The 19,598-nt window shown below is 41.1% G+C and carries 19 protein-coding genes; 16 read left to right on the top strand and 3 right to left on the bottom strand.

The window, feature by feature from the left end:
• Positions 1–51: 51 nt before the first annotated feature.
• The 3 genes from argB to argH all read left to right on the top strand — a co-directional run bounded on the left by argB (position 52) and on the right by argH (position 3,364).
• Positions 52–846 carry an acetylglutamate kinase gene (gene argB / locus ACED20_RS07085; protein ID WP_378104024.1) on the top strand — a complete coding sequence of 265 codons (795 nt, stop codon included), beginning with the start codon at positions 52–54 and terminating at the stop codon, positions 844–846.
• Positions 821–1,903: a M20 family metallo-hydrolase gene (locus tag ACED20_RS07080; protein ID WP_378104022.1), complete on the top strand. Its 1,083-nt coding sequence runs from the start codon at positions 821–823 to the stop codon at positions 1,901–1,903. Before argB ends, ACED20_RS07080 begins: the two co-directional genes overlap by 26 nt.
• A gap of 156 nt (positions 1,904–2,059) precedes the next feature.
• A complete protein-coding gene (gene argH, locus ACED20_RS07075; protein WP_294201309.1) occupies positions 2,060–3,364 on the top strand; it encodes an argininosuccinate lyase in 1,305 nt (434 codons plus the stop codon).
• Between the two features lie 201 nt (positions 3,365–3,565).
• Here the strand turns inward: argH and ACED20_RS07070 are convergent, their stop codons facing one another.
• Positions 3,566–4,027 (bottom strand): Lrp/AsnC family transcriptional regulator, encoded by a 462-nt coding sequence (locus ACED20_RS07070; RefSeq protein ID WP_294201308.1) that lies wholly within the window; start codon positions 4,025–4,027, stop codon positions 3,566–3,568.
• 165 nt (positions 4,028–4,192) lie between these two features.
• Here ACED20_RS07070 and ACED20_RS07065 point away from each other — a divergent pair, with 165 nt between their 5' ends.
• From ACED20_RS07065 to ACED20_RS07010, 12 genes are all read left to right on the top strand, one after another.
• Complete coding sequence (locus ACED20_RS07065; RefSeq protein ID WP_378104018.1) at positions 4,193–5,182, top strand: L-histidine N(alpha)-methyltransferase; 990 nt, start codon at positions 4,193–4,195, stop codon at positions 5,180–5,182.
• 16 nt (positions 5,183–5,198) lie between these two features.
• Positions 5,199–6,380 (top strand): ergothioneine biosynthesis protein EgtB, encoded by a 1,182-nt coding sequence (egtB, locus tag ACED20_RS07060; protein WP_378104016.1) that lies wholly within the window; start codon positions 5,199–5,201, stop codon positions 6,378–6,380.
• Positions 6,381–6,574: 194 nt separating this feature from the next.
• Positions 6,575–7,465 carry an aspartate carbamoyltransferase catalytic subunit gene (locus ACED20_RS07055; protein ID WP_378104014.1) on the top strand — a complete coding sequence of 297 codons (891 nt, stop codon included), beginning with the start codon at positions 6,575–6,577 and terminating at the stop codon, positions 7,463–7,465.
• A 177-nt stretch (positions 7,466–7,642) separates the two neighbouring features.
• A complete protein-coding gene (locus ACED20_RS07050) occupies positions 7,643–8,719 on the top strand; it encodes a carbamoyl phosphate synthase small subunit (protein ID WP_294231414.1) in 1,077 nt (358 codons plus the stop codon).
• 22 nt (positions 8,720–8,741) lie between these two features.
• Complete coding sequence (tnpA, locus tag ACED20_RS07045; protein WP_378104011.1) at positions 8,742–9,188, top strand: IS200/IS605 family transposase; 447 nt, start codon at positions 8,742–8,744, stop codon at positions 9,186–9,188.
• Between the two features lie 323 nt (positions 9,189–9,511).
• On the top strand, positions 9,512–12,694 hold the full coding sequence (gene carB, locus ACED20_RS07040; protein ID WP_295211365.1) for a carbamoyl-phosphate synthase large subunit: 3,183 nt from the start codon (positions 9,512–9,514) through the stop codon (positions 12,692–12,694).
• A gap of 341 nt (positions 12,695–13,035) precedes the next feature.
• Positions 13,036–13,620 carry a hypothetical protein gene (locus ACED20_RS07035; protein WP_378104009.1) on the top strand — a complete coding sequence of 195 codons (585 nt, stop codon included), beginning with the start codon at positions 13,036–13,038 and terminating at the stop codon, positions 13,618–13,620.
• Positions 13,621–13,813: 193 nt separating this feature from the next.
• Positions 13,814–14,587, top strand: a complete 774-nt coding sequence (locus ACED20_RS07030) for a hypothetical protein (protein WP_378104007.1) — start codon at positions 13,814–13,816, stop codon at positions 14,585–14,587.
• Between the two features lie 120 nt (positions 14,588–14,707).
• The gene (locus tag ACED20_RS07025) at positions 14,708–15,313 is read left to right on the top strand and encodes a DUF2911 domain-containing protein (protein ID WP_294201297.1); all 606 of its coding nucleotides are present in this window, start codon (positions 14,708–14,710) and stop codon (positions 15,311–15,313) included.
• Positions 15,314–15,315: 2 nt separating this feature from the next.
• Positions 15,316–15,843 carry a GNAT family N-acetyltransferase gene (locus tag ACED20_RS07020; RefSeq protein ID WP_378104005.1) on the top strand — a complete coding sequence of 176 codons (528 nt, stop codon included), beginning with the start codon at positions 15,316–15,318 and terminating at the stop codon, positions 15,841–15,843.
• On the top strand, positions 15,840–16,211 hold the full coding sequence (locus tag ACED20_RS07015; RefSeq protein WP_294231427.1) for a cupin domain-containing protein: 372 nt from the start codon (positions 15,840–15,842) through the stop codon (positions 16,209–16,211). The genes ACED20_RS07020 and ACED20_RS07015 overlap by 4 nt, the downstream gene beginning before the upstream one ends.
• Before the next feature lie 282 nt (positions 16,212–16,493).
• On the top strand, positions 16,494–16,874 hold the full coding sequence (locus ACED20_RS07010; RefSeq protein WP_378104002.1) for a PEGA domain-containing protein: 381 nt from the start codon (positions 16,494–16,496) through the stop codon (positions 16,872–16,874).
• Positions 16,875–16,988: 114 nt separating this feature from the next.
• On the opposite strand, the gene ACED20_RS07005 is transcribed toward ACED20_RS07010, so the two are convergent.
• The gene (locus ACED20_RS07005; protein ID WP_378104000.1) at positions 16,989–17,732 is read right to left on the bottom strand and encodes a dienelactone hydrolase family protein; all 744 of its coding nucleotides are present in this window, start codon (positions 17,730–17,732) and stop codon (positions 16,989–16,991) included.
• 349 nt (positions 17,733–18,081) lie between these two features.
• Entirely contained in the window at positions 18,082–18,510 is a 429-nt protein-coding gene (locus tag ACED20_RS07000) for a type I restriction enzyme HsdR N-terminal domain-containing protein (RefSeq protein ID WP_294240774.1), read from the bottom strand.
• Between the two features lie 7 nt (positions 18,511–18,517).
• On the opposite strand from ACED20_RS07000, the gene holA reads away from it, so the two are divergent.
• A complete protein-coding gene (holA, locus tag ACED20_RS06995) occupies positions 18,518–19,555 on the top strand; it encodes a DNA polymerase III subunit delta (protein WP_294240776.1) in 1,038 nt (345 codons plus the stop codon).
• Positions 19,556–19,598 lie beyond the last annotated feature (43 nt).

Below are 19,598 nucleotides of genomic sequence, written 5' to 3'. Positions count from 1 at the left end.
GTTTGAATGAGGATTGAAAAGGTTTGAATGAGATCTTTAAAAAGGATAAAGATGAAAGAAAAACTATACATCATAAAAATAGGCGGCGCACTGATCGATGACGAAGATTTGCTGGATGAATTCCTGGGACAGTTTGCCGCAATTGAGGAAAAGAAAATCATGGTTCACGGGGGCGGAAAGCTTGCCACGACACTGGCCGATAAACTGGGGATCGAGCAGAAGATGATCGACGGGCGCAGGATTACGGATAAGGATACCCTGGATCTGGTAGCCATGGTCTATGCTGGCGGAATCAATAAAAATATCGTAGCAAAGCTACAGCAGAAAAAATGCAAAGCCATCGGTTTTTCAGGAGCGGATGCCAATTTAATCAAGGCTAAAAAGCGGGAAGATGCGGAAATCGATTTTGGGTTTGTAGGTGATATTACGGAAAAGGGAGTGAATAAAAAGCTGATTGTTAAGTTGCTGAAGCTTGGTCTGGTTCCTGTTTTTTCTGCCATCACGCACGATAAAAAAGGGCATCTTTTCAATACCAATGCAGATACGATTGCTTCGGTAATGGCACAGGCACTGTCCGCAAAATATGATGTGGAACTGCTGTACTGTTTCGATAAGGCGGGTGTCCTGGAAGATGTAAATAATCCTGAATCGGTCCTTAAAAATATTTCCGAAGAAGAATTTTCCATACTGAAAAACGAAGGCAAGCTGCATAAAGGTATATTGCCGAAACTTGAAAATGCACTCGGAGCCATACGAAATAACGTAAATAAAGTTTTTTTAATAAAAGAAACCGAACTGAAAAACCATATAGAAAACCATCATGCAGGAACTGAAATCTGTTTATAGCAAAGAAGAATTGCTGAATAACGCGGTAGAATTGTTGAAAAAGCTGATTGAAATTCCTTCATTCAGCAAAGATGAATACAATACATCCTTAGAAATTGAAAATTTTTTCAAAAAGCATCATATTCCTACAAAGCGTTTTAAAAACAACATCTGGGCGGTAAACAGGCATTTTGATGTTTTCAAACCATCGATTCTGCTGAATACCCATCATGATACCGTAAAACCCAATAAAGCCTACACGCTCGATCCTTTTTTACCGTTAGAAAAAGACGGAAAGTTATTCGGATTGGGAAGCAATGATGCCGGAGCTTCTCTGGTTTCGATGGCTCAGGTTTTTTTACATTTTTATGAGCAGGAAGATTTAAAGTATAACCTTTTAATTGCACTGACGGCAGAAGAAGAGATTTCAGGATTTGACGGGATTGAAGCTTTATTCCCGCAGCTTCCCAACGTGGAACTTGCGATCGTTGGCGAGCCGACACAGATGAACCTGGCAATTGCGGAAAAAGGGCTTTTGGTGATCGATGGAGAAATGAAAGGAACGCCTTCCCATGCCGCCCATCCGAATGATGATAATTCCATTGTGAAATGCATGCAGGACCTGCAGCACATCCTGGACTTCAGATTTCCGAAAGTTTCGGATTATCTGGGTGAGGTTAAAGTGACGCTTTCAGGTATTCATGCGGGTGTTCAGCATAATGTTGTTCCGGAATCGTGTACTTTCACGCTGGACGTCAGGGTAACAGATGAATATTCAAACAAAGAAGTTTTTGAGATCATCCAGTCGCAGATGAAATCAGCTTTAACGGCAAGATCATTCAGGCTGAATTCTTCAAAAATTGACAGGGATCATCCGTTTGTAAAAGCGGGACTGGAAATCGGCAGGACCACTTATGGTTCCCCGACCTCATCGGATCAGGCGATCATTCCCTGCACCTCGGTAAAACTTGGACCCGGTGACAGTACCCGCTCCCATACCGCAGATGAATTTATTTTTATTGATGAAATCGCGGAGGGAATTGAGGTTTATATCAAGATTCTGGAGAGCGTTTTGTAGGCTGGAAGCGGGATGATGGATGCCGGAAGTAAATGTTACCTGCAAACAGGCCTTTTTCCTGGATATATGACAAATTTTTACAATTAAATGAAGATAGAGCAGTTAGTAGTAAACTTCCGGCCTCCTGCTTTCATCTTCCAACAAAAAAAGAAACTTATGAAAAAAATATGGCAGAAGGACGATCTCGCCACGAATATATTGGTTAACAATTTTACGGTAGGAAAAGATCTTGATTTTGATGAACGTCTGGCAAAATATGACGTTAAAGGCTCTATGGCCCACTGTAAAATGCTGTCTGAAGTCGGGATTATTTCCGTTGAAGAATCGGAGCAGATGCTTTCTTTGCTGACGGAAATTTTAGAAACCATTGAGCACGGAAATTTTGAGATCGATAAAAATGCGGAAGATATTCATTCTCAGATTGAATCTCTTTTGATCGGAAAACTCGGCGATACCGGAAAAAAAATCCATACGGCGAGATCAAGAAATGACCAGGTTTTACTGGATATCAAACTGTATTTGCTGGATGAAATCAGAGAAATTACAGCTTTGACGGATGGGTTCTTCCAATTGCTGATCCAGCTGGCAGAACAGCATAAAAATGTCTTGCTTCCGGGTTATACGCATTTGCAGATTGCCATGCCTTCCTCATTTGGATTGTGGTTCGGGGCGTATGCCGAAGCTTTGCTGGACGATATAGAACTGCTGTTTTCAGTGAAGAATATCATCAATAAAAATCCGTTGGGTTCGGCGGCCGGTTATGGCTCGTCTTTCCCGATCGACCGTGAAAGCACTACGTATAATCTTGGATTCCGGTCAATGAATTACAATTCGGTGTATGCGCAGATGACGCGCGGAAAGTCAGAAAAAATGTTGTCGATGGCTATGGCAGCTTTGGCGGGAACTTTAAGCAAATTTTCTTATGATGTCTGTCTGTATTTAAGTCAGAATTTCGATTTTATTAGTTTCCCTAAAGAATTTACCACGGGAAGCAGCATTATGCCGCATAAAAAGAATCCGGATATTTTCGAGCTGGTCCGCGCGCGATGCAACAGAATCCAGTCGCTCCCGAATGAATTTATACTGCTGACCAATAATCTTCCATCAGGCTATCACCGCGATATGCAGCTGACGAAAGAGATTCTTTTCCCTGCGATCGATTCATTGAAAGAATGCCTGGAGATTTTAAACTATACGTTGCCTAATATTCAGGTGAAAGACGGGATTTTAGAGGATGAAAAATACAAATACCTGTTCAGCGTGGAGAAAATCAATGAGGAAGTGAAAAACGGCAGCTCTTTCCGGGATGCTTATGTTAAAGTAGGGCAGGAGATCGAGAATAACGCGTTTGATTTTAAAATTGAAAACTTAGAGCATACCCATCAGGGAAGTATTGGGAATCTTTGCCTGGATAAAATTGAATATCAGTTTAATAAGGTGAAAAATAAATTGCTGGGCTAATTATTAGAAGACCTAAAATTAACGTGTGTTTTCGTTAACGCAAAGATTTATTTTGCGGATAAGCAGATGAAATGAGCAAAGAAAGACTGAATCAGCAAGCTGATTGATGAAGCGAATTTTTATTCATGAGCTTCGTCAGCAGCTACACTGCTTTGGTCTCTTCTGATTTCGCGCTGTCTTAATAATAACTTTGCCTTTAAATTAATCCAGATCAATTTTAAACTTCGTAGATTTCTTTACCTCATGAAGTACGATGGAGCTGTGATACTGCCCGATATTCGGAATATTTGAAATCACATTTACGGTAAAGTTATTGTAAGAATTGATGTCTTTGGCAATAATTTTCAGCATGTAGTCGTATTCCCCGGAAAGGCTGATGATTTCCTGTACTTCATCATACTGCATGATGTTTTTCTCAAACGTTTCCAGAACCTTTTTCGACTGTTCCTTGAGGCGGACGTTGCAGTACACAACAATATTCAACCCCAGTTTTTCACGGTTTAAAAGCCCGACATATTTCTCGATGATCCCGTTTTTTTCCAGCTGTTTGATCCGTTCGTAGGTTGGTGTAAAGGTAAGGCCGATCTTTTCTGAAATTTCTTTCACCGATAACGTAGAATCTTCCTGAATTATACTGAGAATCATCCTGTCTTTTAAATCCATATAGTCGCGTTTGAGCTGTAAATATACGATTTTATAAAAAATTACACGAAGAATTTGCGAAGGAAACTTCTAAATCCATGTTAACAAATGTTCAACAGATAAACGGCTGAGCCTTTGCCAATGGCAGCATAATTGCAGTAAAATGTCTACCAAAATCCCGTTCTTATGGATCAGAATATATCTATGGAAACCATTTCCTGTACAGACTGCGACAGTCATCAAAAATTTGAAAATGAAATTGTCGCTAGTCTGAAAGCCCATCCCAAGCACCTTCTTTCCAAATATTTTTATGATCAGAAAGGAGATGTACTTTTTCAGCAGATCATGAACATGCCGGAGTACTACCTAACAGACTGTGAAATGGAAATTTTTACGAAGAAGACAGAGGAAATTGCCCATGCGGTAAAAGCATTTGACGCTCCGTTTGATCTGGTGGAACTTGGTGCAGGCGATGCAACAAAATCTTCACATTTACTTAAATACCTCGTCACTAAAAATGTAGACTTTACTTATATGCCAATCGATATTTCGGGAAATATCATCTCTGTTCTTAAGGAAAGGTTTTCCCGTGAGATTCCCGATCTTGATCTGGTAGGACTGAATGGCGAATATTTCGAGATGCTTGATAAAGCGAACAGCATTTCATCCCGAAGAAAAGTTATCCTGTTTTTAGGAGGAAATATCGGGAATATGGAAGTGGAAGAAGCGCATCAGTTTTGTCACGAACTACGTAAGAAGCTTAATCCGGGTGATATCCTGCTGATTGGTTTCGATCTTAAAAAAGATCCGGACATTATCCTTTCCGCTTATAATGATAAGGCTGGAATCACGGCTTCGTTCAATCTTAACCTTCTGGAAAGGATAAATAATGAGCTTGATGCCAATTTCGACATCGGTAAATTCAAACACTATCAGACTTATGATCCGCTTGCAGGAGCTTGCAGAAGCTATCTGATCAGTCTGGAAAAGCAGAATGTAATGATCGGAAACCAAGTCATTCACTTCAGCGAAAACGAAGCAGTTTACATGGAAATTTCCCAGAAATATGCTCCTGAAGAAACTGAAGCAATGGCTGTGGAAAACGGTTTTAAACCGGTAAAGCACATTTCGGACACAAAAGGCTGGTTTATCGATGCCATTTGGAAAGTCATTTAATTTAAAAACTGAAATCATGCCTGAACAAAATACTTTATTCGCAGAAAAGGAACTGCTTCAACGATACGATTCTATCAGAAACCGTTCTGTTGAAATATGCCGGCCGCTTGAGATTGAGGATTATGTCGTACAGCCAATTGTGGACGTTAGTCCTCCGAAATGGCATCTGGGACACACTACCTGGTTTTTTGAGATCTTTATATTAATGCCTCATCATAAAGGATATGAAGTTTTCGATTCGCAGTATAACTTTGTGTTCAACAGTTATTATGAAACCATTGGTGCGCGGGTAATCCGTACGGACAGGGGAAATCTGAGCCGGCCATCCGTATCGGACATTTATAAGTACCGGGAATACGTTGATGAGAAAATGGCCGCTTTTCTGTCACAGAATACGATTACGGAAAATCTCAGGGAACTTTTTGAATTGGGCTTAAACCACGAACAGCAACACCAGGAATTGTTGTTAACCGATATAAAATTTATTTTGGGCCACAATCCTTTGTTTCCGCCTTATGATGTGAATTGTGATCTCGAAAAAACAGGAATCCAACAATCCGGAATGATTTCTTTTCCGGAAGGAGTCTATGAAATAGGATTTGAAGGCGAAGGATTTTGTTTTGATAATGAGCTGAACCGCCATAAAGTATACCTGAATGATTTTGAAATTTCTTCAGGCTTAGTTACCAATGAGGAATATCTTGAATTCATAAACGATGGAGGCTACGCAGATTTCCGGCACTGGCATGCGGAAGGCTGGGACTGGGTAAAAGAAAACCAGGCTCAAGCTCCTCTGTATTGGCATTTGGTTGATGGAGAATGGATGCAGTACACATTACGGGGATTACAGGAAATCAATCCCAATGAAGCCGTTACCCATATTAATTTCTACGAAGCCTCAGCATTTGCCTCATGGAAAGGCATGCGTTTACCCACAGAAGCCGAATGGGAAATCGCTTCAGATCATCTGGGTTGGGGAAAACGCTGGGAATGGACCGGCAGTGCCTATCTGCCGTATCCCGGTTTTAAAAAAGTTGCCGGTGCCGTAGGAGAATATAACGGTAAATTTATGGTTAACCAAATGGTATTGCGCGGTGCTTCCATAGCCACGCCTCCGGGGCACAGTAGAAATACTTACCGTAATTTTTTCCATCCGCGGCTGCAGTGGCAGTTCACCGGAATCAGGCTGGCCCGTTGAATAATTGAGAAGAATATTTTTATAAATTTAAATTCTGTTTTGTCATTTTGAAGAATTGTTGTATCTTTGCACCTAATGAATAACACAGTATTTATATCATTAGAATTACCGGGCGTAGACGCCCTTTACGATATTTATTTATTTTAAGCGAAGATGTTTTCTTCGCTTTTTTTTTGTAAAAAATTTTAAGACATATGTTTACGATTACAGAACTGAGCACCGAGAGAATCAACCGTATAGTACAGGAAGCGCTAGCTTTTGCAGAAGGGAAGACTGCTAAAATTGAAGGAGAGGTTTTCTGTTCCAATCTTTTCTTTGAAGACAGCACCAGAACCAAAACCAGTTTTGATATTGCCGAAAGAAAGCTGGGCCTGCAGGTCGTTCCTTTTGATGCCTCCAACAGTTCTGTAAACAAAGGCGAAAGCCTATACGATACCGTAAAAACCATTGAAAGCCTTGGGGTAAACCTGGTGGTGATCAGGGACAAAAAAGACCGGTACTTCGATGAACTGAAAAATGTTAAGATCCCCGTGATCAACGGTGGTGACGGTACCGGAAACCATCCTTCTCAATGCATGCTTGATTTAATGACGATCTATCAGGAATTCGGGAAATTTGAAGGCCTGAAAGTCGGCATCGTAGGTGATGTAAAACACAGCAGGGTCGCCAATTCCAATGCGGAAGCGTTGAGAAGATTAGGTGCAAAAGTGTATTTCTCCGGCCCGGAGCAATGGTTCGACGAAGGCGCCCTGATCAACGGAACGTATCTGAGTGTCGATGAGCTGATTCATGAAGTGGATGTTTTGATGTTGCTGAGGATCCAGCATGAAAGGCATGATTCCAAAATGAGCTTTTCCGCTTCCGAATACCATAAAAAATACGGTTTAACCAAAGAAAGGGAAAGAGCCATGAAGAAAGAAGCCATTATCATGCACCCGGCTCCGATCAACCGCGGCGTAGAAATAGACACCGACCTGGTGGAATGCGAACGCTCAAGGGTTTTCAGGCAAATGCAGAATGGTGTTTTCGCAAGAATGGCGATTATCAAAGAAGCTTTGGAGAAAGAAGGATACACTTTTAAGTAAGAGCCAGGCTAAAGAAAAAAGTAAAAAGTTTGATGTGTCCTGAATCAACAATTCAGCAAAATCAAATCTCTACCTCAAAATTCCCCTCCTCCGAAGGGGTGGCAAAATTCAAGGAATTTTGACGGGGTGGTTTAAAAAATTAAGTAAGAATAAAATAATAAGAGATAAAAGTTTAAAATGAAGAAAAAATTAATACTGGAGTCCGGTGAAGTGTTTCATGGAGAAGGTTTCGGAGCAGCATTGGAGACGGCAGGAGAAGTGGTTTTCAATACCGGAATGACGGGGTATCAGGAACTTATTTCCGACCCTTCCTACTGCGGACAAATCGTCTGCATGACGTATCCGCTTATCGGTAATTATGGTATTAACCGTGACGATTATGAAAGCATCGAGCCGGCCATCAAAGGGCTGATTGTAAAAGAACTTTGCGATTTCCCTTCCAATTTCCGTACTCAGATCACGCTGGACGAACTGTTTAAAAAGAAAAACCTTTCCGGGATTTCAGGAATAGACACCCGAAGGCTGACCAGAGTACTTCGTAACCATGGAGTAGTGAAAGGAAAGATCGTGAATGCCGATGCTGATGAAGACACAACCGTTGCCGAACTAAAATCAACCACCTTTCCAACCAACCAGGTGGAAATGGTCTCTACAAAAACACCTTATGCCAACCCGGGAAGAGGTTTAAAAGTAGTGTTGGTGGATTTCGGTTCTAAACTGGGAATCATCCGCGAACTCTCTCAGAGAAACTGTGACATCACTGTGGTTTCTCAGGATGTAACCGCAGAGGAAATCTTATTGATGAATCCGGATGGAGTGATGTTGTCCAACGGTCCCGGCGACCCTGAAGACAACCAGCAGGCCCTGGAAATGATCCGCGGAATCTTAGGGAAAGTGCCGATCTTCGGAATCTGCTTAGGACACCAGTTAATCGGGTTAGCCTGTGGTGCCAAAACATTCAAGTTAAAATTCGGACACCGCGGAGGAAACCATCCGGTTCTGGATCTGGAAAAAAACAAAGTGGCCATCACTTCCCAGAACCATGGCTATGCCGTAGATCAGGAAAGCTTAAAAGATACGGACCTTATCGAAACACATATCGCACTGAACGACAGAACCAATGAAGGCCTGAAACATAAGATCTATCCTTGTTTCTCCGTACAGTACCACCCGGAAGCAAGCCCGGGCCCGGAGGATGCGAATTATCTGTTTGATGATTTCATTGAAATGATGGAAAATTTTAAGAATAAATAATTCTTAAAGTATACAAGTAAAAATGTCAACCTTTCGTCAGATATATTATCAGATCGTATTCAGTACAAAATACAGAAAGCCTGTATTGAGTATTGAGCATGAAGATAAATTATATAAATATATCTGGGGAGTGGTGAAAAATAAAAACTGCAAGCTTTACCGGATCAATGGCATGCCTGATCATATTCATCTTTTAATTGATCTGCATCCTTCGGTTTCTCTCAGCAGTTTTGTAAAAGACATAAAAATCTCCAGCAATATCTGGATCAAGCAGAGCGGATTGTTTCCAGACTTTGAAAAATGGCAAAGCGGTTATGGAGCATTTACCTATTCAGAAAAAGAGAAAAATGTGATTTTTAATTATGTTAAAAATCAGAAAGAACATCACAAACATGAATCTTTTGAGGATGAATATAAAAATCTGCTGAGGTCCAATGGAATTGACTTTGATGAAAAATATTTGTGGTGATGGTTCAACCCATTTCATGGGTTGGGCGGACGGAATATCATTCTGTCCATAGGTTTCACCTATGGCTAGTAAGGTTCAGCCACTTTGTGGCTGTCTGAAAACAGCAACTGAAACTGTAAATTATAATCAAGATGGTGAATTGAAAACAAGATGAACCATGAAATGGTTCAACAACCATAGCCACGGATGAAATCCGTGGGCAACGATGAAACCAATCACAGACGAACCCTGAAAGGGTTCAACAACAATAACCACGGCTAAAACCGTGAAAAACAACAATGAATACGGATAACCTCCGTAACGGAAAAATTAAAAAAATTAAAATGGCAAAACGTACAGATATAAAAACAATTTTGGTAATCGGATCAGGACCTATCATCATCGGTCAGGCTGCTGAATTCGATTATGCAGGAACACAGGCTTGCTTATCTTTAAGAGAGGAAGGCTATAAGGTTATCCTGATCAACTCGAACCCTGCAACGATCATGACGGATGTGGAAATCGCAGACAAGGTGTATATCGAACCGATTTCCCTTCAGTTTGTAAGCCACATTATCCGAAAAGAACGTCCGGATGCATTATTACCGACATTGGGAGGCCAGACCGGACTGAATATGGCGGTAGAGCTGGAAAAATCGGGGATTCTTGAAGAGTGCAAGGTGGAAGTATTGGGAACCAAGCTTTCAGCCATCAACAGGGCGGAAGACCGAGATCTTTTCCGTGAGCTGATGCGGGAACTGAACGAGCCGGTACCTGAATCTGATATCGTGAACACGGTAGAAGGCGCATTGAATTTTGCCGATAGAATCGGTTATCCGGTAATCGTCCGTCCTGCCTTCACCATGGGAGGAACAGGAGGCGGAATTGCATCCAGTGAAGCGGAACTGAAAGAAATTGCAGAACTGGGATTAAAGCACAGCCCGGTTACCCAATGTCTGATCGAAAAATCCATCGCCGGATTCAAAGAAATCGAATATGAAGTGATGCGTGATGCCAACGATAACGCCATTGTGGTGTGTAACATGGAGAACATCGACCCGGTGGGCGTTCATACCGGAGACTCTATTGTAGTAGCACCTTCCCAGACGCTTTCGGACAGAGAATACCAATTGCTGAGAAATGCTTCCCTGAAGATCATCAGGGCATTGGGAATCGAAGGAGGATGTAACGTGCAGCTGGCTTTAGACCCGCATTCATTCAATTATTATATCATCGAGGTGAATCCAAGGGTTTCCCGTTCATCAGCCTTAGCCTCCAAAGCAACAGGATATCCGATTGCGAAAATCGCTGCGAAAATCGCGGTAGGATTGACCTTAGACGAAATCATGAACCCGGTAACGGGGAAAACATATGCCTGCTTCGAGCCGGCGCTGGATTATGTGGTAACAAAATTCCCAAGATTCCCGTTCGATAAATTTGAAACGGCAGACCGAAGATTATCTACTCAGATGAAAGCCACAGGTGAGGTAATGGCGATAGGGAGAAACTTCGAGGAATCCTTACAGAAAGCCATCCGTTCTTTAGAAACCGGGATCAGACATTTGGGTTTAAAAACCAAGCAGGCTGCGGCTCTTACCGCTGAAGAAATCGAAAGAAGAATCAGGGTATGTGATGACGAAAGACTATTCATCATCGGGGATGCTTTAAGAAGAGGATACGACTGGGAACAGATCGTGGAATGGAGCAAGATCGATAAATTCTTCATCTGGAAACTGAAAAAACTGGTTGATTTTGAAAAGACAATCGCCGAAAATAAATTCGACAAAGAGATATTAATTGAAGCTAAAAAGCTAGGTTTTGCCGACGTAAATATCTCGGTTCTCTGGAATGTGACCGAGCGTGAAGTGTTCAATTTCAGAAAAGAAAACGGAATTATGCCGGTATACAAAATGGTGGATACCTGCGCCGCGGAATTCGAATCTGAAACGCCTTATTTCTACGGAACTTACGAAGAGGAAAACGAAAGTGTGGTTTCCGATAAAGAAAAGATCATCGTATTAGGCTCAGGACCGATCAGGATCGGGCAGGGCGTTGAGTTTGATTACGCAACCGTCCACTCGGTTTGGGCAATTAAGGAAATGGGTTATGAAGCCATTATCATCAACAATAACCCGGAGACGGTTTCTACAGATTTCTCAATTTCAGATAAATTATACTTCGAGCCATTGACCGAAGAAGATGTGATGAATATCATCGAGCTTGAAAAACCAAAAGGGGTCGTGGTACAGTTTGGTGGACAGACTGCCATCAACTTAGCTGATAAACTGGCTTCCCATGGGGTTCAGATTCTGGGAACCACCCTGGAAGATCTTGACCGGGCAGAAAACAGGGATAAGTTTGAAAAAGCCCTTCAGGAAATGGGAATTCCACAGCCTTTAGGAAAAACATCTGTTTCTAAAGAAGAAGCGATAAAAATTGCCAACGAAATCGGATATCCGGTACTGGTTCGCCCGAGCTATGTGTTGGGAGGCCGTGCCATGGAGATTGTTTATTCCGAAAACGAACTGGCGCACTATATGGAATTCGCGGTGGATGCAAGCCCGGAACACCCGGTATTGGTTGACCGCTACATGGTCGGAAAAGAAATTGAAGTGGATGCTATCTGTGATGGCGAAACGGTTGTGATTCCGGGAATTATGGAGCATATCGAAAGGGCAGGGGTTCACTCCGGAGACTCCATTGCCGTGTATCCTCCGCAGAACATTTCGCAGAGTGAGATCGACACTTTGGTAGACTATACCCAGCGATTGGCGAAAGGCCTGAAAGTAGTCGGACTGATGAATATCCAGTATGTTCTTTTCGAAGGGAATGTGTATGTGATCGAGGTGAATCCGCGTTCGTCAAGAACAGTGCCTTTCCTTTCCAAGATCACGGAAGTGCCGATGGCGAATCTGGCGACCAAAGCGATTTTAGGTCAGAAGTTAACCGATCTGGGCTATAAAAACGGACTGGTTCCGAACAAAGAAGGGGTTTTCGTAAAAGTTCCGGTGTTCTCTTTCTCTAAACTAACGAAGGTAGACATCTCTTTAGGCCCTGAAATGAAGTCAACCGGAGAAGTAATGGGAAAAGATACGACCCTTGAAAAAGCCCTTTACAAAGGATTGGTTGCCGCAGGAAGAAAAGTTCCGATGCACGGTTCCATTCTCTTCACCGTAGCTGATAAGCACAAGCAGGAAGCTGCTGACCTGGCTGCAAGATTCCACGAAGTAGGTTTCAGGATCTGGGCAACCGAAGGCACGGCGAAATTCTTCGAGGAAAAGGGAATTCCTTGTAAAATAGGATACAAAATCGGAGAAGATGACGTTAACCTGATCGACCTGATCCAGAAAGGGAAAGTGCAGTATGTAGTCAACACCATGACGAAAGGAAAACAGTCCGAGAGAGACGGATTCCAGATCAGGAGGATGTCTGTAGAAAACGGCGTTCCTTGTCTAACCTCCATGGATACGGTGGAAGCCATCCTGAAAGTGATTGAAAGCATGAGCTTTAAGATGGAGACGATGTAGTTTTCAGATCCTTTTAAATAAATAAAAGCGGGAGATTTTTCTTCCGCTTTTTGTATGGATATTTTCGGGGTTTTGGGAAGTGTGGAATACTCTGTAAATCCTAAGGAGTCGATTTTCCTCTTCAATTTTGTAAATGAAAAATTAGAGGAAATATCTTCACCGGAAGTTAGGAACACACAGTTCTTAACTCAAACCTAACGGGTTTTAAAAACCTGTTAGGTTTTATCAGCATAACACGAATTTATCTTAGCAGACCATTGAAATTCAAAGAATACATGTAATTTTATAAAAATTCAATAATTAATAACCGGATATGTCAAAATTTATTTTAATTCCCAATTTTGTTACTTGTAGTTTCCTGTTCGGGGGAACTGGAAAAAATAAAATTGGTCAATGCTGTCAGTAAAAATAAAAAATATGGATTGGAAATTATTACAAGAGAATTCAATCAAAATGATTCTTTGAATTTTGAGAAAAAAAGACAACTGATTTTTGATTCAAAGAACAGACTGATTTGTAAAAACGGGTTATCCTTTTTCTTTTATAATCATAATGGGAAACTATCTCAGGTGAAATCTGTTTACCGCCGCGGAGGAAGAACAAATATTTTGACTGACCAATACATTTATGACCGAAAACAAAATTTAAGATTTATAACTTATCAGTTCGGTGATATAGATACTCTTAAAATATATGCTTATAGTAAATCGAATCAGTTGATACGGGAAGAATATCCGTTCAGAAAATTATTTATTTATTATAAATACCGGAATAACAGAATTTCTGAAGCGATAAATATTGAAAATGGTTCGGTATCAAAATATTCTGAATTTAAGTATGATCAGAATGGAAATAAATTAGTTGAGAACTGGGTTTCTGGTAATCAAAAGGTAAGAACTTATTTTATAATACAATTCAAAAAATAAACTGATCTATAAAAGGGATAGCTGTATAACAACAGGCAGAAATCCGAATGAATATGTCGAGTATCTTGATCGGTATTATTATAATAAACAGGATTCTTTAATTGAGAAAAGACAATACGGCCGTATACTGAGTGAAGATGATTTTAAATATCGTGGAAAAACCACTTATGAATATAAAAGAATACGATGAACTATGAAAAATACAGTCTTTTACCCTTTAAAGAATACCGTAATAATAATTCTTATTTCTTTAGGAATCGCTTGTAATGAAAGTCAAAAAAAATATTCTCAATACCAGAATGTTACAAGACTAAAAGTTATTTCCGATCCAACAAATACATTGATTGGCAAAACTCAAAAACTTGATATTGAGTATACCGCTTTTGGCTGTGCCTGTCCGGGCTGGATCCGTGTAAAAGATCTGAACTCTGTTAAAAATCAAGGAATTAAAAATTTATATTTCTACATAGAACCTGCGGATGAAAATTTGGAATTACCTGTTTATTTTGATGTATTAAGGCATTTTCTGAGAATAAAAGGGCAGTTTTATACAAAAAAAGATGTTCCGAGGGGAACAATTCAGAATGAAGAGCCTATGCCCAGAGGAAAAGTATTTCGATACACCGAACTTGAAGTCCTCGATAAACCTGATTTTAAATCCGATTCTAAAATAGAAACCCTTATTCTGGATTACAATGCTATTGCATGCACTTGTGCTCAGTGGAGTGAGTCCCATAAAAAACAAAACGAAGATCAAAAAATATATTACTGGCTGGAACCAGCCAATGGAAAACTGATGGATGCAGATAAGCTTTTTACAGGGAATACCCTGCCTGTTAAAATTAAAGTCACAGGACAGGTTGTAAGCGAAAAGGGATTCCCTAAAAATAAAAATCTGGTAAAGATGAGTGAAAAAGAAGCAGGGAAAGTGTTTCGGTATACCAACATCAAAGTGCTTCGAAAATAGAACAAAGTGTGCAATTCAGTTTAGAGAATAATTTTAGCGATCTCTTTTTTAACAAAATTTACAAAACCCGAAAATCAATTTTTCTATCCAATTTCGTAATTTTAAACAAAATTTAAAAAAGTGAAAAAGTTATTATTTGCAGTTTGCCTTTCGACTTCGGTTCTCAGTTTTGCCCAGGATTATTCGGTACCGGCAGCCAGTCCGCGCCAGACGGTGGAACAGCAGTTTTCCATGTCTAAAATTACCGTCGATTATGGAAGGCCAGGCGTAAAAGGGAGAAAAATCTTTGGAGAACTGGTACCGTACGGACAGGTTTGGAGAGCAGGAGCTAACTCCTCTACGAAAATTACTTTCGGACAGTCGGTGAATTTTGGCGGAAAGATCGTTCAGGCCGGAACCTACGGTTTATTCATTGTTCCTACAGAGAAAGAATGGAAAGTCATTTTAAATAAAGATTTCCAGCAGTGGGGTGCCTTTACGTACGATCCGCGACAGGATGTGGTAGACATTACGGTTCCCGTAAACAAGCTTGCCGACAAGCAGGAATGGTTTGAGATTACTTTGAACCCGACCGACGAAAATTCGGCCAACCTGGTACTGAAATGGGATTATGCACAGGCAGAAGTGCCTTTGAAGCCATCAAAGCCTGAAGCGGTAACGAAGATTGCAGAAAAGCTGAAAGAGATCAAAAAAATCGAATCCGACGCGGCAAAAACAAAAAGTTAATCATGAACTTTTCTATTCAGACCATTTTAGAAAACGAAACATATCAACTGATCCCCTTACAGCAAGGGGATTTTGAGTCTTTATACGAAGTGGCTTCCGATCTTAAAGTCTGGGAACAGCATCCCAACAAAGACCGGTACAGAAGAGAAGTCTTCGAAAACTTTTTTCAGGGAGCTATTGAAAGCGGAGGTGCCTTTAAAGTTGTCGAAAAGGCAACTGGAGATATTCTGGGCAGCACCCGTTTTTATGATTTTGACGATGAAAACAACAGTATTTTTATCGGCTATACTTTTTACGGAACAAAATCCTGGGGCAGGAAGATCAATCAGCAGATCAAGAAGCTGATGCTGGATTACATCTTTCAGTTTATAGATACCGTTTATTTCCATGTCGGAAAAGACAACATCCGATCACGGACGGCTATGGAAAGGCTGGGTGCAGAAAATCAGGGTGAACAAGAAGTGGCTTACTTCGGGGAACCTTCAAGAACCAATATTTTATATCAAATCCAAAAACAAAACTGGTTATGAAAAAATTTAAAATCCAACAGACCCCGTTTGTCGTTCCGACTACTGACGGTAAACTGATTGAGGAACATTGGGGAAATTCCACCGGGAATTCCAATATATCCATTGCACACATGGTGGCACCACCGGATTGGAGCGAGCCGCATCAGACCCCGGAATTTGATGAATTTACCTTCATTATTTCAGGGAAAAAGCAGTTTGAAATCGATGGTGAAACCGTTGTGCTGGAAAAAGGACAGAGTATCATGATCGAAAAAGGAGCAAGAATCCGCTACAGCAATCCGTTTCCGGAAGAATGCGAATATGTGTCCATCTGCCTGCCGGCTTTTTCGGTAGAATCGGTGAACCGGGAAGAAGAAGGTGTGGACTGATCGTATAATGTGACAATTTAATAAATGTAACAGTGTAACAATTTACCTCTCCTGTAATTGCTGCACTGTTTTTTTATTCCAGTAGGAACATGTAACCATTTAAACAATAGAACAGTTTAACAATGCAATCCCTCATCATGGGTACATTGCTACACTGTTTTCATTGTTACCTTATTGCATTGCTAGATTGTTATACTGATATATTGTTCCATTGCCCCATTGTTACATTGTTTCAAATTTCGTATGTTCGCAGAAATTTTTAAGATCAGAAAAACTTAAACTATGAAAAACAAATTATCAGGAGCCCTTTTATTGGGCATTACCCTGTCTATGACTTCATGTGCAACAATTATTACCGGAACAAAAGACAAAATCACTTTTAATTCAACTCCGGAAGGTGCAAAAGTAATGCATAAAGGAATTGAAAAATGCACCACGCCATGTACGGCAGAAATTCCACGATCTTTAAGCAAGCAGATGGTGACTTTTGAAAAAGAAGGCTTCAGCAATAAGGAAGTAAAGCTTACCAAAACCTTCAATCCGGTTACCCTGGTTAATATTTTATTAGGAGGAATAATCGGTATCGGGATAGATACGGCCACAGGCTCCCTTACCAAATATTCACCGAAAGCGTATAAGGTAGAATTGGAAGCAAAACCATAAAATGTAATCATCTGATAATGTAACAGTATAACAATGCAGTTCTTGCGGATCAATACATTGTTATACTGTTTTCATTGTTACATTGTTAAATTGTTACACTGCTACATTATTCCGTTATTTCAGGATTTCCTTCAGAAACATCAGCGTATGATTCCAGGCTCTTTTCGCCATCACAGGATTATAGTCGGGTGACTTCGGATCGGTGAACGTATGCTTGGAATGGGCGTAGGTGATAATCTGCCAGTCGGCGTTGCCGTCGTTCATTTCTTTGATCAGGTTGTTGTAATCTTCCGGCGTTACGCTTTGGTCGTCCGCAGGATTTTCCACCAGGATTTTTGTCGAAATAGGTCCGTTGGGTCTCGACTGGTCCTTTCCGATGCTCCCGTGAATGGAAACCACACCAACAACCGGCATTTTTCCCCGGGCCGCTTCAAGCGCACCCGCTCCTCCGAAGCAGTAGCCGATCACGGCAATCTTATCGGCATTGGCACCGTTTTTCTTAAGCTGTTCCAAGGCCAGGGAAATCCTTTTCTGGTAAGCCTCATAATTTTTCTTGTAGTAGCCGGCAGTTTTTGCAGCTGCATTATTGTCGGCAGGAATATTTCCCTCTCCGTAAATATCGGCCACAAAAGCAATGTATCCCTGTTTCTCAAGTTCGGTCGCAGCGTTTTTTGCTTCGTCGTCGATACCTTTCCAGGCAGGTAGGATCAACACGCCCGGAAGTTTTTTCCCGGCATTTGAGGTTACCAGCCCGTTCAGTTTCTGGCTGCCGTCTTGGTACGAAACCGTTTTAAGATTCTGGCTGAATACGGTCGCCGAGGTCAGCAAAGCCGCACCCAATAAGATAGATTTTGTCATAAATTTAATTTTTAGGAGCTATTTCCCACTTTCCGTTGCAATCTTTTTTTTCAAAAAAGGATTTCCACTGCAATCGGGGCTGGGACATTGGTCATCAATACAAAAACCGTGCTCCGGTACGAATTACCGAATAGTAATTTTATGATGATGATCTGTTATTTTAAACTCTTTGATCCGGACAAAAATCTCAAAACCCTGTAAAAAATTAAATATACCCATCAAGCCCCAACGAGGCGGCTTAAAAAAGAATAGGGCAAAGCCCTATTTCCATATCATAAAAACCAGGGTCTGATGCGGCGATTCAAAACAAAATTGGGTGAATCCGATAACAAAATCAAAAAAGAACAGATCACGGTTTGTAAAACACATATTCCCCATTTTCAAAATACGCATGAATATGTTGCAGCCCGTTCGTCAGAACGATCTCTTTCGCACCGATAATCGAGTTGTAACGGGCCGTCTGTTCAAAAGTCTTTTCCGTTAATTTGATCTGCGGGGCCTTGCATTCGATTAAAATTTTAGGCTGTGCCTTTTCGGTAACCAGCAGATCGATTCGTTTCGTGAGCCCGTTAAGGACAATCTTTTTTTCGGTAACCAGGGCGGAGACGGAGTAGGATTTTACCGTCAGGTAATAATGGACCCAATGCTGCCGGACCCATTCCTCGGGCGTGAGCAAAAGATAGCTTTTGCGGATGGGATCATAAATAAAAAACTTATCTTTGTCTTTCCTGAGTTTAAAATCAAAAGTTTCCTGAAAGTTCAGTTTTGGAAGTTCCATTTATAAGATGAAAGAATTAGATGTAATCCTCAAAAATATTAAAAATAAAGAAGTTTTACCGATTTATTTTTTCCACGGAGAAGAATCCTACTTTATCGATCTTGCAGTAAAAGCCCTTGAACACGACTTTTTAACGGAGGATGAAAAAGCCTTCAATCAGACCGTGGTCTACGGCAAAGACACCTCATATCATGAAATCCTTTCGCTGGCCCGGCAGTTTCCGATGATGGGGGACAAGCAGGTGATCATCGTGAAAGAAGCGCAGGATCTCAGGCTGGCGGAAAGTGAAACCAACGCGTTGGAAGCCTACGTTCAGAATCCGGTTCCTTCTACCGTTCTGGTTTTCGCGCACAAGCACAAAAAGCTCGACAGCAGAAAAAAGGTAACCAAATCCCTGGAAAAGACCGGAGCACTTTTCCTGAGCGAATCCATCAAAGAATCACAGCTTCCGAAATGGATTGCCGACGAATGCATTAAGCTCAACATCAAAACCGCCCCGAATATTTCACATCTTCTGGCAGAATATTTAGGGAACGACCTTTCCCGGATCGCCAACGAACTGAATAAACTCAAGATCATCCTTAAACCGGGAGAAATACTGGATGGGAAAATCGTAGAAGATCACATCGGCATTAGCAAAGAATACAATGTTTTTGAGCTACAGAAAGCTCTGGGAACAAAAAATGCCAATGCAGCCTTTAAAATTGCTCATTTTATGGGGAAAAACCCGAAGAATAATCCTTTTGTGATGATGCTGGCCAGCCTGTATAATTATTTTTCCAACGTCATCATCTACAATACGATGGCCGGGCAGTCGCCGCAGGCAATCGCTTCACAGATGGGCGTTAATCCGTATTTTATCAAAGACTACGCGGAATCGGCCAGGCTGTATCCTTTGAAGCATGCCACACGGGTGATTTCCATTTTAAGGGAATTCGATATGAAAGGAAAAGGCCTTGGTGCCGTCAACATGAGCGAAGCTGAACTGATCAAGGAACTGGTGTATAAAATCATCAATGTCGACAAGATCAAGATGAAAGTGTAAAGGGTGAACGGTCAATGGTCAATCCGCTTTGCTGGTTAATTGG

Origin of the sequence: Chryseobacterium sp. sg2396 (assembly GCF_042610505.1) — a bacterium.
Taxonomy (GTDB): domain Bacteria; phylum Bacteroidota; class Bacteroidia; order Flavobacteriales; family Weeksellaceae; genus Chryseobacterium.
Note: the sequence above shows the minus strand (reverse complement) of the source record. Positions and strands in the feature narration are given on the sequence as shown.